The organism is Vibrio sp. 10N.286.49.C3, from assembly GCF_041469545.1.
Taxonomy (GTDB): Bacteria; Pseudomonadota; Gammaproteobacteria; order Enterobacterales; family Vibrionaceae; genus Vibrio; species Vibrio tasmaniensis_A.
Genome location: NZ_JBFRKT010000037.1, coordinates 41909 through 56896 on the forward strand (window position 1 = coordinate 41909; position 14988 = coordinate 56896).

Here is a 14988-nt window from a genome sequence, read left to right on the forward strand (position 1 = left end):
GCTGGGTATTTATACAAGGCAGAGGCTTTGATGTGTAGCTAGCCTACATGAGAAGCCGATAACACAGTAGAAATGACCAGCAAGCGCTGCCCGAAGGGTTCGAGCTGGGCGCCCCCGCAAAAAGCGCTTTACTCTTTGTTGAGGAAGATTTGCTTAGAATGACTAGGCGACTTCCCCCTCGCCGCGATTAAAACGCTTTTATCTCGAACGAAATTTAACCACGAAAGGTCAACACGCCCTAATTACAGTTATAAAAATGGGCAGATAAACTGCCCATTTTTGCATTCATACAGTTAGGATTAACTATTTCCATAATTGAACCAGAACTTAGAGCTATACAAAAAAAATTAAAATCGTTGTTGGTTATTGCAGTTATGTTTAATATACAATCATCAAGCAAAGGAATGGGTTATCGCCCCCCTATACAGCACAATCAAGATGGACAACAAGAACAGACATTTTCTTTGACTTAACTTTCGAAGAACTTCATCGCTTTGGCGTGACAATAAATAAAGCATGACCAAGCGCTTTACTCCACTATTACTATCTTTTGTAAGTCATATGAAAATTAAAAATGTAATACCTCTACTGCTATGCCTCTTCTCTCATCAAGCTATATCTGCGGCAAATTTCACAACGGACTTTGTAGAACTTGGGATGCAAGCAAAGCCTATGGGGTTAAGCGTGGATGGTGGACGCGACATCAACGATAGCTTGGCGATTTTGGGCGGCCTTAGTACCAACACAGCCGAAGATGAAAGCAACTTTGATGCGTACATCGGCCCTCAAGTTTATGGTCCAATAACTCAAGGGATCGACTTAAATACGCAGCTGCTACTCCATTTCAACAAAAACTCATACGCAGCTGGAGAAACGAAAGCTTATGTCGAATTTAATGCGGGTATTCGAGCGTGGATCACTCAGAGAGTAGAAGCCCATGTGCTTGCGGGTTCTAACGGAGAGCACTCAATCTTTACGTTTGGAGCCAGGTTCCATGCCACAGATAAAGCCGTATTTGCAGTTGCTTCCAAAAACAACGGTCTTTACGGCCCTCAATTACAACTTTCGGTTAGATATCAATTTAAGTAGCCACCTTTATAAACAACTTTCCGCTACTGTTGGATCTAACATAAAAATAGCGTCAGTAATTCAATACTGACGCTATTTTTTTATCTCTAATTCAGACACATCCTATTAGTTATACGCTTACCTAAAGTTATACGCTTGCCTAGCTATTGAGTTACCCATTGATATAGCGATGAACCGTGAACTACAAACATTCAGTAAACTATGAGCATTTATCCAACTTGAGCTCGGCTGTCACCTTAGTAAGACGTAATGCAATCGCGAAACACACTAAGTAAGGACTCACATACCAAAAGATACTTTCTAGCGGCTGCTTCACCTGAGCTTCTCTGGTTTTTATATATTGGTTTTTCTGCTTTTCATACTGACTCAGCATACCATCCACCCACACCGCATCACTTTCAACTAACGACACGCTAGGCGCAGGAACCGTAAAATCCGATGCATTGGGTAACAAGGTGAAATCGACATCTTTAAACGTAATCGCCGTATTCAAATACCACAAACACGCGTCGTGGTACTGAGCGTAATTATCTAAAGATGGCTGACCTGTACAGGTATCACTTCTCAGCTTATCCAAAGAGAACTGCTGAACAGATTCTAAAATCGCCACCGCTCTGGTTTGTTCGGTTTCAACCCAATCACCCGCCACCTTCGCTCGAATCTCAGACACGGCACCAAGCATTCCGATACCCGCTAAAAACGGCCATAAATAATCCATACGCTTCCATTTTCGCCGACTCAGGTTGAATCCACACCAAATTGGAATATGTAAGAGGAGCGTTAGTCCAAGTGACAGCAGAACGAAGTTCAAGGAGCTAGAGAGCATGAGCTCGCTATCGAAAAAGTTCTTCATAATGATAAGCTTGCCTGTATAACCAAGAGAAATTTGATACTAGGTTCGATATAAGAAAAGTGTGTAAGAGGAAAGTAAAAACAGCACTAAGAATTGGTGTTAACGCTGTTTATTTGGGCCTATAACCACCGATGGCAGGGCTTAACCACTCGTTACTCAGAAATGGCTAAGTTGTTCAGTTGTTCAGTTGTTCACGATACACAAGATGCTAAAGGCTCTTACGCGCCAGACTTGAGGTAGATACCTACTTCTCTTAGCTGTGCTTTAATGTCTAACATTTGGACGTGAGATAGCACTAATTGGATCAAATTGAATATTGCTCCAGCGAACATCAAACCCGCGACATAACCAGACCATGCTTGGTGATCAACTTGATACAGAGTATTGAACGAAAGAACGAAGAAGATGAGACTGGAAAAACCAATAGCATACTCATTACAGTTGTAGACGTATGAATTCGTCGCGTAATCGTATTTGATTTTTACCTTTCCACCCGCTCTGCCTAGCTTAAGATTAAGAACATTTCCGCTAACCTCATATTCCAATCCATTAATTAATACAACGCGCTCTACTTTCTCAAGCATATCTGTTTTTTCCGTATTATTTTGAATACTGTCCATAGTCGTACCCTACTCCGTCACCTAAAAATTATTCGTAAGCACTCAACCATGCTTTTAGAAGTTGGTTAGTGTTCTTCTTCTGGCTCGCAGACAATGACTTAACCAATTTTTTCTGCATTTCGACATGTTCAGTCATCATTTGGTCGATCAGAATAAGACCATCTTTGGTTAGCTGAACACTCACGCTGCGTCTGTCTTCTTTGCTGTGCTCACGACGGATCAGCCCTTTAGCTTCTAGTTTATCAAGGCGATTGGTCATTGCGCCTGATGTCAGCATCATCGATCCGATCAGTTCTGATGGCGTCAGTTGATAAGGCTTCCCAGAACGTCGCAACGTTGCCAACACATCAAACTCACCAAGTTTCATGTCGTAATTTTTATGCAGATCGGCAACTTGCGTCTCCATATACTTGGCAATACGCATAATCCGGCCCATCATTGCCATTGGCTCAGTTTCTAACTCAGGCTTTTCCTTTGCCCATTGCTCTACTACGCGGTCGATAGCATCCATTTGCGATCTCGCTCCGTTATTAGTCTGATTAATTCAAACTAGTTTAACATAAAGATACTTTACAACCATATGATCTAGGTATACAGTTCATACAACCATTATCTTAACGTAAAGATATTTCATATGAACATATTATTAGCAATGATTCCCGCGTTCTTTTGGGGAACAACCTATGCAGTGACGCAATTTACGCTACAGGAATGGCCCCCCTTATTATTGGGTGCTTTGCGTGCGTTGCCTGCTGGTTTGTTATTGCTAGTAGTAAAACCGACACTGCCTCAAAAAGGCGAATGGCAGATCATTTTCACATTGGGTCTTATCAATATCGCGACCTTCTTTAGCTTAATTTTCGTGATGGCGTTGACGTTGCCTTCGGCAATCTCCGGTGTAGGTATGATCTCTGTGCCAGTGTTTGCGATGATCTTCCATTGGGTAGTAAAGAAACAGCGTCCGCAATTGATTCAAGCCTTGTCTGGTGTTGGATTAATCACATTGGCGTGGATATTGTTTAATCCAAGTCAAATCGCATTAAACCCAATAGGTTTAGGCGCCATGTTCGCTGCAATCATGTGTATCATTATCGGCAGTAGCATTACCAAGTCACTGGGTAATCGCATGCACTGGTGGAAGGTATTAACGTGGCAACTGATTCTAGGCGGTACGATTTTATCTGTCGCGTCTGGCGTTCATGCGCTCATCGACCCACAGCCTTATGTTAACGCTGTGACTCATTTCGATACTCGTAACGCAATAGGACTTGTTTGGGTGATTGTCCTGAACACGGCCCTGGGTTACGGCATGTATGTGTGGCTACTACAACGTATGTCTGTGGTGGATTTCACCTTCGGTGGCATCGCTAACCCAATTGCGGGAATTGTGACGGGTATGATGTTGATGGGTGAATCCTTTACCCCACTCCAGTACTCGCTAATGACAGGCATGATCGTGATGTCACTGCTACCACAACTGATTCTTGCGGTAAAACAGTCCAAACAAGTTAAGCCTGTTACGTAGTTGAATCTACCGACTGTACTGAGAATAATAACGGCGCCTTACATCTTATACAGTGATTTAAAAGGCGCCTTTTGTTGCTACGCTGACAGCAATAAACCAAATAGCCATACTCGCCAAGTTGATCGTTTCTTAAACGACATTAAACCTTACAAAGAACAATGCCTTTACTCAAGCTACCTAAATTGAATTTATTTTCTAAAAAACAGACATACTAGAGATTAATTTTCCACAAAATATTGCAATTAGAGATAAAAAGACAAAACTTTTCTCCGACGACCTCCTTATACTGTGCCACGTCATTAAGGCGCCACAAGCCGATGATTTAAAATAATTATTAATGAGTAGTCACCATGAATTCGAAGTCGCTAACTATCTTGCTTTTTGTCTCTGTTTGCCTAATTTGGGGAACCACTTGGTTCGCAATGGAAGTGGCATTGCATTCTATCCCACCAATTTTTGCTACTGCATTGCGCTTTTTACTCGCAGCACCTCTGCTTGCGGTATTAGCGAAAGTCTTCAACCAGCCACTGCTGTTTCCTAAAGGCAAGCGTCAATGGTTGCTGATTGTTGCGCTGATGTACTTTGCGATTCCATTTACTTTGATGATCTATGGCGAGCAATACATCTCTTCTGGTCTAGCGTCGATCATCTTCGCTAACATGCCGGTCGCTGTGATGTTGATGTCAGGCCTATTCCTAGGCCTACGATTGGCTAAGCACCAAATATTTGGTTTGGCTACCGCTGTTGTAAGCCTATGTTTGATCCTCGGTAATGAAATGCAGATGGGTGGCGATGACTACCTAGTTGGTACCGTTTGCTTAGGTCTTGCTGTGGCAATACACGCTGTTATGTATGTGTTAGTTCAAAAGCACTGTAAAGGCATCGAAGTACTGACGTACAACGCAGTCCCAAGTCTGATCGCTTCTCTATTCTTATTCGCCGTTTCGGCGATAGGTGAAAACGTGAATGTTGAATCCTTCACTTGGGATTCAATCTCAGCGGTAGTTTACCTAGGCTTTGTGGCGAGTGTTGGCGGCATTGTTGCCTACTTTAAACTCGGACAAGTTTCGACGCCGTTCCAAGCGTCTATCTGCTTCCTGATTTTCCCTGTGGTTGCACTACTGATCTCTTGCTACATCAATGGAGAAGTGCTGTCTGAACAGTCACTGGTGATGATGATTCCTCTGCTTTGTGGCATCTTATTGACTAAGGCACCAAAAGGAATCTTCAAGTTACGTGGTGAATTAAAAACCGCAAGAAGCTAATCCTACTGAAAGCTAACCCTACCGGAAGCTGACTAGATATTTCCATCTAGTACATACAAAAAAGCTCCAATATCACTATTGGAGCTTTTTATTAGTCTTTATCGAGAGTTAGCGCCAGCTAAACATTCGCACTTCATTGCCCTCTTCGGGCTTCTTGGGGATGTTTAAAGACAACGCCAAAGATACCGCCGCCATCGCAGCACCTATGTAGAAAACCGTTGCAGGGGACGATAACCAAATCACCCCAAATACGACCGGAATAACAACCGCTGCAATATGGTTGATGGTGAAAGAGACACCTGCTGTTGATGCCATGTCGGCAGGATCGGCGATTTTCTGGAAATAGGTTTTGATCGCTAATGCGAGTGCAAAGAACAGATGGTCGACAACATACAGCGCCGCTGCCCATTCCGCGCTTTGTACCAAACCATAACCGACAAACACACCAATCAAACCAACATACTCGAAGATCAGGGCCTTGCGCTCTCCAACCACACCGATAAATCGACCAATACGTTTTGCGAATAAGAAGTTAAACAGGTAATTAATTAAGAACAGTAGCGTTACGTCAGCAGCTGAGTAACCAAACTTCTCTACCATTAAAAAGCCAGCAAATACCGTGAAGATCTGTCTTCTCGCGCCACTCATAAAGGTGAGCGCGTAGTAGAGCCAGTAACGCTTTCTCAGCACCAATTTCTTATTTTGTTGAGTCTTGGTTTGAAACTCAGGAAAACCAAAGGTCATCACCAAAACCAGAATAAAACCAATACCGCCAGTAATGCCGTACACCCAAGCAAAATCGAGCTTTAGCTGTTCTAACATCACCCAGATTGAGCCATAAGTAATTAACGAGGCCAACGCGCCAACGGAGATCATCTTACCAAGCATCTCAGGTGCTTCTTCTTTACTCAGCCATTGGAGTGACAAAGACTGCTTGAGCGTTTCAAAATAGTGAAAACCCGTCGACATCAAAATGGTGGTCAGCAATAGGCCAGTAAGTGAAGGAAACAAACCGGTAATCGCCGTACCGACCGTGAGCATCGCCAGCGATATCAACATGAAGCGTTGCTCGCGAATGAACGCCAACACAAACACCACGGTAAAGGCCAAGAAGCCAGGGATCTCACGAACACTTTGCAATAAACCAATATCCGCACCATCAAAGTTCGCTTTCTCAATAACAAAGTTATTCAGCAGCGCCATCCAGCTCGAAAACGCGATAGGGACAACAATTGAAATCAGTAATAAGAAGTTTTGCGGCGTTTTCCAGCTCGCGGTTTTATCGAACATTGACGGACTCCTGTTCGTCTAATTGGTTAAGCACTCGTAAGGTTAGTTGCTCGGTATACTGGTTGATCTTCCAATGCTCAGGGCTCCAACCTTTAACAAAACGTTGAAAATCAGCCCATGCCACGTAAAACATTGGTCGCCATGCGGCTTCAACATCATCGAATGAAAGGTGTGGCTGATAGTGCATGAGTGCCGCTTTCAAGTATCGAAAGTAAGCCTCCAAGATCTCTGCTTCAAGCTGCGCGCAATCTTGCGGCCTAACCGCGCTGCTCATGAACAAGGCCACATCTTTCATCGCACAACCACGCCCAACGTATTGGAAATCAACGGCAGCAGCGCGCTCACTGTCTAAATCAAAGCAGAAGTTGGCGAGCTTGGCGTCACCATGTACCAAGGTTTGATATGGGCACGTCCTTAATAGATTATCAATGTGCTGCGCTTGGCTCTTAAGCGATAAATCAGCCAATGCGTTTAACTCGTCAGGCCGCGTGTCTAAATGCCAATATGTGCCGACTTGCCACAATGAAGCTGAATGTTCTTGATCTACATTGATGTGCTTTGCGTGAAAGTTAGCGAGCCATTTAAGGCAAGCATCGCGTTGGTTTTGCTCTTCTAGTGTGTAACCAGACGCCAGATCAGACTGAGTATCTTGGATTGCTGAATCATCAAAAGCAGCAAGCACATCAAACTGAGAAGTTAACGGAAAACCGATTTCGGCCAAGTCTTGCATCACAATCAGCCACTCGTGCTCTTGCAACTCACATTGCAGCCCTACAGGTACAGGGCAACGCTCATCCCACTGTTGGGTAAACGACTGATACCACGCGGTCTCAACTTGGTAAGAGTGCACCTTTCGTTGATGAGAAAGTTTGGTATTCCAACCCTTTGGGTGTTCTGCTTTATCTGGCAATGCGACATGTTTAACAATCACACTGTTGAATGAAGAACGCCTGTCTTTAGAAAAAACCAAACGAACTAATTCACCATACCCGCCCCATAGGCTTTGAATTACCTGGACATCAAACCCTTGATGACAACCCAGTGAGGCCGCTATTTTTTGATAAAGCTCATTTTGATAAAACTTTTGTTGATAAAGCTCTGGCTGATTTTGACTTGAATTCGCTATCGGTTGAGCGATATTTTTTGACGATATTGATTGAGACATATACTCGTTACTATGCTTTATCGGATAAAAGGTGTGCCCACTGTGGCTGCCTATTCATATAGTGAATCACATAGCTACAAATTGGTACAATTTTAAAACCTGCTTGTTCAATTTCAGTCAGTACCGACTCCATCATCACCTTACCGAAGCCCTTACCTTGAAGCTCATCAGGAATACGTGTCGATGTGATATGTAGTACATCTCCATCCTTTTGATACTTAACAACCGCGAACTGGTTGGGTGCTAGCTCAACTGTGATCTGGTTCGCATCTTGATCCCATTTTGTTGCCTGCATTCTCAACTCCTGAAAATAATTGATACGACAAACAATAAAAATTTGAAGTATTCATTCCTTGTAATAGACTAACTCAAGCTTATACAAATAGAACTAAGTACTTACAAACAAAGTAAATAACTCTGTGCCATCGGCTTAATAACGAATCAATAAAGATAAAGGCACTCTATAAATCTATGTGAGTACATCTACCTAGTCTATGTAATTGCACTTAATTTATGTAATTGCACCTGCTAAATCTAGCACGTATTTGCCCCTTAATAGCAAGTTACCAATATAACAAACAGACGCATGTTGGCGCATGGAGAACATATAATGAACGCACCACTGAAGAAGCCTTTGGAGCATAATCAGGCACTTCAAGATCCTCGTAACCGCACCGTTTCTACGTTAAATAGCACCGATGCACTGGCCATGATAGAGCACGGCAGTGAACTGACATTAAATGTATCGACTCCAGTTGGTACTAAGTTTCTCGCCACCACCAAATTTATCGGTACACACAGTGATAACTGCATTGTGGTTGAGGTTCCCGACGTATCCAACGATGATCTGAGCTTTTTCTTTCAAGAAGGTTTTTGGATGACAGCCCGTGCATACTCTCTGCGAGGAGAAGGCGCTCTTATCCACTTTAAAAGCCAAATTCACCATAGGATCGGAGATCCTTTCCCTATACTTGTGCTTTCAACACCAAGCTCGATGCAAGTAACCCAACTGCGTAAAGAGACACGCTACGAGGTGAACTTAGCTTCCAGAATCATCTTCAACGATCAACGAGCAAACTGTGAGATTAGAGACTTATCGAAAAGTGGTTGTCGTTTTGTTACCTCACCGACTTCTCGTGCGATTCAAATTGCCGATCGAGTATCTATTGAAGTTACACCTGAGAACTACAATGGCCCACTTATACCGCCATTGAAAGGCATCATCTGTAATCTCCAAAAATCAACGCACTACGCTCGATACGGGGTAGAATTTGATGATATTGGCCGCTCTAATGCCAAGCACTTGTTGGCGAAGCTGAAGTTCGATGGCACCAAGCTCTGTTTGCGAAATAGGTAAAGTCATTTAGCACATTGCTTTCACCGAATACCGTAAGCAGACCAGATGCAGACGACTCAATAGCGAGCAAAGTCGCAATCAAAAAAAGCCATCGATTTTTATGTCGATGGCTTTTTAGTTTTGTCTATCTGTCTAACTTTCAAATACTTATCTAATTAAAAAGCTAGCTGGGTCTATAGATATTAGACTATTTACGCAGTGCGTTCAGTTTAGCTTGAGCGATACCAAAGATAGTATCGATTGGATAGCTCCCCTCGTCACTCGCCTCACCGGCGGCTTTGCCTGTAAACAGCTCAATCGCTTCGGTCACATGGTCAATAGCCCAAATATTAAACTCGCCCTTTTCAACCGCTTTTACGATGTCATTACGCAGCATCAGGTTGTGAACATTTGAACGTGGGATGATCACCCCTTGCTCATTTGAACGTCCTTTGATTTCGCACACATCAAAGAAGCCTTCAATTTTCTCATTCACACCACCAATAGGCTGGGACTCACCGAACTGGTTCATCGAGCCGGTAATCGCGATGTCTTGACGGTTCGGCTGCTTAGAGAATGCAGACACTACCGCACAGAACTCGGCCATACTCGCGCTATCACCATCGACGCCACCATACGATTGTTCGAAAGTGATATTGGTAGTAAGCGGTACTTTTGCTGTCTTACCAAATACCGAAGAAAGGTAAGCCGATAAGATCATCACCCCTTTCGAGTGAATACTGCCACCTAGGTCTACGTTTCTCTCTATATCAATCACTTCACCGTCACCATAAGCCGTGGTTGCCGTGATCCGGTTCGGTGCGCCAAACATATGATCAGTCGTACTGAGTACAGACAGCGCATTGACCTGCCCAACCGCCTGACCATCCACATGAATCAGTGTTGTACCGTTGGTGAAGGTTTCCATGACGCTGTCTTGCAGTCGCCCGACACGCATCTGTTGGTTAGATAGCGCTTGGTCGACATGCGTAGCACGAATCAGGTTCGACTTCGCCCCTTTCGCCACGTAGTTTGACTCACGAAGCAGGTTGGCAATGTGTGCCGAGTGCAACGACAACTTACTTTGGTCACCCGCCTGACGAGAACTGTGCTCAATGATGCGAGCAATCGCTTTGCGATCACAATGCAGCATGTTGTTGTCGTGCACGATGCTTGAAATGAAGCGTGCGTAATGCATTTCAGAATCCGCAGTACGCTTCATCTCATCTTCAAAATCGGCCGTCACACGGAACAATTCACCAAACTCCGCATCGTAATGTTGCAGTAGTTGATAAGTTCGATAATCACCAAACAGGATGATCTTAACGTCCAATGGAATAGGCTCAGGATCAAGTGATACCGCCCCCGTTAACGTGACCTCTTTTTCTAATGACGTGAAGCTCAATTGACGCGAACGCAGCGCGCGCTTCAAGCCTTCCCATACATAAGGTTGTTCAAGTACTTTGACCGCATCCATCAGCAAGACGCCGCCATTGGCTCTATGTAAGCTACCTGCGCGAATCAAAGAGAAGTCCGTAAATACGGTGCCTTTGAACGTTGCCGTCTCGACATAACCAAACAGAGAGTGATAATTTGGATTCTCTTCCACCACGATCGGCAGAGTCTCCTCCTTCTGGCTCACAATCACGTTCACCTTGTAGCGACGTGGCATTTTCTTATCCAAAGAGGCGGTCGCAACTTCTGCTTGCTCTGTACTCTCTTCTAAGAAAATATCTGCGTTGTCGACAATGTCTTTACGCAGTGCTGTCAGGTACTTTTTAATATCAGGATATTGGCTGTAATCTTGCTTCAACTGCTTGATGAAGTGGGTAATAACGTCTCGCGCCGTATCATCATTCAACTTTTGAACTTTCTCTGTGTACGTCTCTTCAAGCTCAGTCAGTTCACGAGAAATGGTGCGCAACCCGACTTCCAATCCATCAATGGTTTTATCGAATTGATCTTGCTCTTCTGGCGTGAGTAAGTCGAAGCTCTCTTCGGTATGAAGATCATCGCCATTCATCGCGACAAATTGGTAGTCACCCTGAGTCGTGATCGTCAGGTTGATGCCCTTATCTTTTGCTTCTTGACTGATCGCTTCTAACGCCGCTTGTTGCTTAGCGGCCAACTGATTTTTTAATCGGTCAGCGCGGTTAAAGTACATCTCGTTATCAAATGCGAGTGGCATTGCTTTAAGAAGCTTACGCATCAGCTTTTCAATATCTTGCTTCAAGCTGCTGCCAACACCACGAGGCAATTTCAGCACCTTAGGTGTACGAATGTCTTCAAAATTCGCGATATAGCACCAATCAAAAAGCTCCTGTACTTCTTGAGGGTGTCGGTTTAGGTAGCGCAAGATCATGGTGCGTTTACCCAGACCATTTCGACCTATCGCATAAATGTTGTAACCCTTTTCCTTAATTGACATCGCGAACTCAACGGCCTTTTGTGCACGTTCTTGCCCGACGATTTCGTCAATTGGAGCCAGTTCTTTGGTCGACTTACATGGTAGCTTATCGAGTTCCGCTACCTTATACAGCTGTTCTGTATTGAGTCTTTGCATCGCCATCGCCGCCTCCTTAGTCCTTCATTACTTGGGTGTAGATAAAATCAGTGTAGATGTAATTACCTATAAATTTAGTGACTTACGCTGCACAGCTGTTCAACTGAACAAATAACACACAATTTACCCCGTTTTTAGCAATAACGAGAGATTTAATTCACCAACTTAGCATGTGAATGATTTTAATTTGCAATTGATAATAAATATCATTAACATTTTAGGATATTTAAAATTAAGGATGTGGACATGGAAATTGAACGCTGCTGGATGCACTACCTAAAAGCTGAACAGTTAATGGAACAAGGTCATTGGCCCGAAGCACAGCGCCTCTATAATGATGTTCTCACCTCTCTTCCTCATCACATCCAAAACGCGGCATACCAAAGTGACATCAAACCCTGCCAGTTTGCTTGCTTAATTTCAGGCCTTAGAGACGCCAGTGTCGCTCAATCAGAGATTCTCAATCGTTTAGGGCAACAGCAACAAGCCTTCGACACCTTGAACCAATCTTATGCATTGATGCAATTTATCTCTCTTGAAGGTACAGAGTTGATTCAACGTACCTTTAGGTTATTGGAAAAGCAGAGCGAAGATTTACTCAATCACCTGATCGCATTTTGCAGTGCTCAGCGCAGCTCACATTGGATGCTCGAGCTAGAACAAATTCAACGCGCTCATCACCATTTTGGGCAACTTAAAACCACTTCAGAAGTTCAATCTTCACCTAATGTCTTAAATTGATAAGGATATATCATGTCGGACCGGGCCATTCTTAAAGTTAATAATCTCTCCGTTAAATTCATAACCAATGATGGAATCATTGATGCGGTAAAAAAGATTAACTTTACTCTTAATTCTAGTGAAACCTTGGCCATTGTTGGCGAATCGGGTTCTGGTAAATCTGTCTCTTCCAACGCTTTGATGCGTTTGCTTCCTGACAACGCCATTATTGATGCTCAATCGGAAATCGAATTTGAAGGTCAGTCGATACTCAAAAAGACTGAACGAGAGATGCAGTCAATTCGTGGTGACAGGATCGGAATGATCTTTCAAGAACCAATGACCTCTCTCAACCCATACCTGCGCGTGGGCACACAAGTGGCTGAAGCCATTATGTGTCATCGTAATGTATCGAAATCTCAAGCGAAGCAGCGTGTGCTTGAGCTTTTCAACCTTGTGCATCTGCCAATGCCAGAACAAGCATACAAAAAATACCCACATGAGTTTTCAGGCGGCCAGTTGCAACGCATCATGATCGCAATGGCTCTGATCAATGAACCAGACATTCTGATTGCAGACGAACCAACTACGGCTTTAGATGTAACGGTTCAGGCTGAAGTGCTTTCTCTTATCAAAGAAATTCAAAGCAAGATGGGCATGGCGATTTTGTTCATTACCCATGATCTCGGTGTAGTGAAACACTTTGCCGACCGTGTTCTGGTGATGTGCAAAGGTGAGCTAGTTGAAGAAGGGATGACTCAAGCCTTATTCGAGAATCCAAGACACGATTACACACGCATGCTGATTAACTCGATTCCTAAAGGCGCTAAGGTTCCTGTTGAGGCGTCAGCCCCAGAGCTATTGTCTGCTGACGATATCCGAGTTCAATTCTTGGTTAAATCACATTTCATCAAGAGTAAAAGTCAGTACTTCGAAGCCGTAAAAGGCATTTCGTTGAATCTTAAACAGGGCGAAACCTTGGGTATTGTTGGTGAATCCGGATCAGGTAAGTCAACACTAGGACGCGCACTGATCGGCTTACTGCCAAGTACCGGACGTATTGTTTACAAAGGCCAAGATGTGAGTTTGTTAACCGATAAAGAACGTCACAAGCTCAAGAAAGATGTACAGATGGTATTCCAAGACCCTTATGGTTCTTTATCACCACGCATGACCGTTGGGGAAATCATCACTGAAGGTTTAACGGTGCATCAACCTCATCTATCCAAGCAAGAACGTTTAGAAAGAGCGCGCAAAGCATTGATTGAAGTTCGCTTAGAGCCGAATTCAATAAACCGTTATCCGCATGAGTTCTCTGGCGGACAAAGACAACGTATTGCGATTGCTCGCGCGTTGATTCTTGAACCATCTTTCATTCTATTGGATGAACCGACTTCAGCACTCGATCGCTCAGTACAACTGACGGTGATTGACCTGCTAAAAGACATTCAAGCCAAGCACAATATCGGCTTCCTATTCATCAGCCACGACCTTTCGGTAGTCAAAGCCTTATCGGATCGTGTATTGGTGATGCAGAAAGGTGAAGTGATGGAAGAAGGGTCTGCAGAAGAGATTTTCAATGCACCGAAAAATGACTACACCAAGAAATTAATCGCAGCGTCATTCGACTTAGAAAATAAATCGAAAAAAAATGCCGCGTAAAGGGAACTAATCAAGATTAACAGCGTCTTATAAGTACATTCTGAATAATCTCCTAATGGATTGAAATCTAGAATGGATATAGCAAAACTGGTTTGGCCGCCAAAAGAAAAATGTCGCATGGATGCGGCATTTTTCGTTTCTGGCGAATATGAAAAATCAACTCAGTGATTATGAAGGTTTGCTATAATTGACGGACTTTAAACAGGGGTAGCTGGTAGTCGGGTAATAGTCGCAGAGCGGCTTCATTCAACTCGTTTTTGGACAGAAAAGAGTTTCAGGAATTCTAATATTAGTTATTCATGAATAACTTTTTATAAGGCAAATTTGCCAATTAATATACCTTCGTACAGTGCATACTTTGCCTGATTACATTAAAACAGGCTTTATATGCATTATCGAAAATGACCGAGTGCTGAGTCACTCTGGAAGACTGGAAAGAGGTTAAAATACACATGATGGTTTGGAGCTTCCAACTGGATAGATGGTTAGCACCTGTATCTTGATCAGAAATTAGCCTAAAAACCCATCAATCCAGTCGTTTCCTTGCTCAGATAATATCCACTAAGCATATCCTGCAGTTTGTCCCTGCAAGCCACATGGTTCCCCCAGCTGGCAATGCCTGTCCGTTTAGAGTCGTAGAAGCTGTCAGTGGATAATATAGCTTGATCATAAATGCCCCTGAAACGGGTCATATACAACACTCAGAGTGATAAAGTTTGATCATAAATTGCGCTAAAATATTAGCGCTGAAATTTGTTCACTACTTTCCATGGAACAAGCTCGATTGGCCATTTAATAGTCTATACACTGATCACCTTCTTGTCGGTAACCACTATTACAAACCCATTTACGACCTGTGTAGTCAATTTTGGCATTCGCAGGTACGGTGATCTTCAAACA

13 protein-coding genes are annotated in these 14988 nt (G+C 43.5%); 6 read left to right on the top strand and 7 right to left on the bottom strand.

From position 1 onward, the window contains the following. Positions 1–561 precede the first annotated feature (561 nt). Positions 562–1089 carry a hypothetical protein gene (locus AB4180_RS15875; RefSeq protein ID WP_232281801.1) on the top strand — a complete coding sequence of 176 codons (528 nt, stop codon included), beginning with the start codon at positions 562–564 and terminating at the stop codon, positions 1087–1089. A gap of 199 nt (positions 1090–1288) precedes the next feature. On the opposite strand, the gene AB4180_RS15880 is transcribed toward AB4180_RS15875, so the two are convergent. The 3 genes from AB4180_RS15880 to AB4180_RS15890 form a co-directional block, all read right to left on the bottom strand. Then, complete coding sequence (locus AB4180_RS15880) at positions 1289–1807, bottom strand: hypothetical protein (RefSeq protein ID WP_029224076.1); 519 nt, start codon at positions 1805–1807, stop codon at positions 1289–1291. Between the two features lie 353 nt (positions 1808–2160). Further along, a complete protein-coding gene (locus AB4180_RS15885) occupies positions 2161–2562 on the bottom strand; it encodes a hypothetical protein (RefSeq protein ID WP_009846182.1) in 402 nt (133 codons plus the stop codon). A 28-nt stretch (positions 2563–2590) separates the two neighbouring features. After that, positions 2591–3073 (bottom strand): MarR family winged helix-turn-helix transcriptional regulator, encoded by a 483-nt coding sequence (locus tag AB4180_RS15890; RefSeq protein WP_017099130.1) that lies wholly within the window; start codon positions 3071–3073, stop codon positions 2591–2593. 123 nt (positions 3074–3196) lie between these two features. On the opposite strand from AB4180_RS15890, the gene AB4180_RS15895 reads away from it, so the two are divergent. Then, positions 3197–4087: a DMT family transporter gene (locus AB4180_RS15895; RefSeq protein ID WP_102249924.1), complete on the top strand. Its 891-nt coding sequence runs from the start codon at positions 3197–3199 to the stop codon at positions 4085–4087. Positions 4088–4437: 350 nt separating this feature from the next. Continuing rightward, positions 4438–5352, top strand: coding sequence for a DMT family transporter (locus AB4180_RS15900; RefSeq protein WP_102249925.1), 915 nt, complete (start codon positions 4438–4440; stop codon positions 5350–5352). Positions 5353–5460: 108 nt separating this feature from the next. Here AB4180_RS15900 and AB4180_RS15905 read toward each other — a convergent pair whose 3' ends face one another. Genes AB4180_RS15905 through AB4180_RS15915 form a run of 3 tightly spaced genes read right to left on the bottom strand, consistent with a single transcriptional unit; the run spans position 5461 to position 8102 of the window. Further along, positions 5461–6642 carry an MFS transporter gene (locus tag AB4180_RS15905; RefSeq protein ID WP_009846171.1) on the bottom strand — a complete coding sequence of 394 codons (1182 nt, stop codon included), beginning with the start codon at positions 6640–6642 and terminating at the stop codon, positions 5461–5463. After that, entirely contained in the window at positions 6632–7807 is a 1176-nt protein-coding gene (locus tag AB4180_RS15910) for a phosphotransferase (protein WP_102249926.1), read from the bottom strand. The genes AB4180_RS15905 and AB4180_RS15910 overlap by 11 nt, the downstream gene beginning before the upstream one ends. A gap of 10 nt (positions 7808–7817) precedes the next feature. Then, positions 7818–8102, bottom strand: a complete 285-nt coding sequence (locus AB4180_RS15915; protein WP_029223001.1) for a GNAT family N-acetyltransferase — start codon at positions 8100–8102, stop codon at positions 7818–7820. Between the two features lie 315 nt (positions 8103–8417). Here AB4180_RS15915 and AB4180_RS15920 point away from each other — a divergent pair, with 315 nt between their 5' ends. Continuing rightward, the gene (locus AB4180_RS15920) at positions 8418–9164 is read left to right on the top strand and encodes a flagellar brake protein (RefSeq protein WP_009846168.1); all 747 of its coding nucleotides are present in this window, start codon (positions 8418–8420) and stop codon (positions 9162–9164) included. A gap of 187 nt (positions 9165–9351) precedes the next feature. Here the strand turns inward: AB4180_RS15920 and AB4180_RS15925 are convergent, their stop codons facing one another. Further along, the gene (locus tag AB4180_RS15925; RefSeq protein ID WP_009846167.1) at positions 9352–11712 is read right to left on the bottom strand and encodes a Lon protease family protein; all 2361 of its coding nucleotides are present in this window, start codon (positions 11710–11712) and stop codon (positions 9352–9354) included. Positions 11713–11952: 240 nt separating this feature from the next. Between AB4180_RS15925 and AB4180_RS15930 the strand changes: the two genes are divergently transcribed. Both AB4180_RS15930 and AB4180_RS15935 read left to right on the top strand, forming a co-directional pair. Then, a complete protein-coding gene (locus AB4180_RS15930; protein ID WP_009846166.1) occupies positions 11953–12447 on the top strand; it encodes a hypothetical protein in 495 nt (164 codons plus the stop codon). A 12-nt stretch (positions 12448–12459) separates the two neighbouring features. After that, on the top strand, positions 12460–14088 hold the full coding sequence (locus AB4180_RS15935) for an ABC transporter ATP-binding protein (protein WP_102249927.1): 1629 nt from the start codon (positions 12460–12462) through the stop codon (positions 14086–14088). Positions 14089–14988 lie beyond the last annotated feature (900 nt).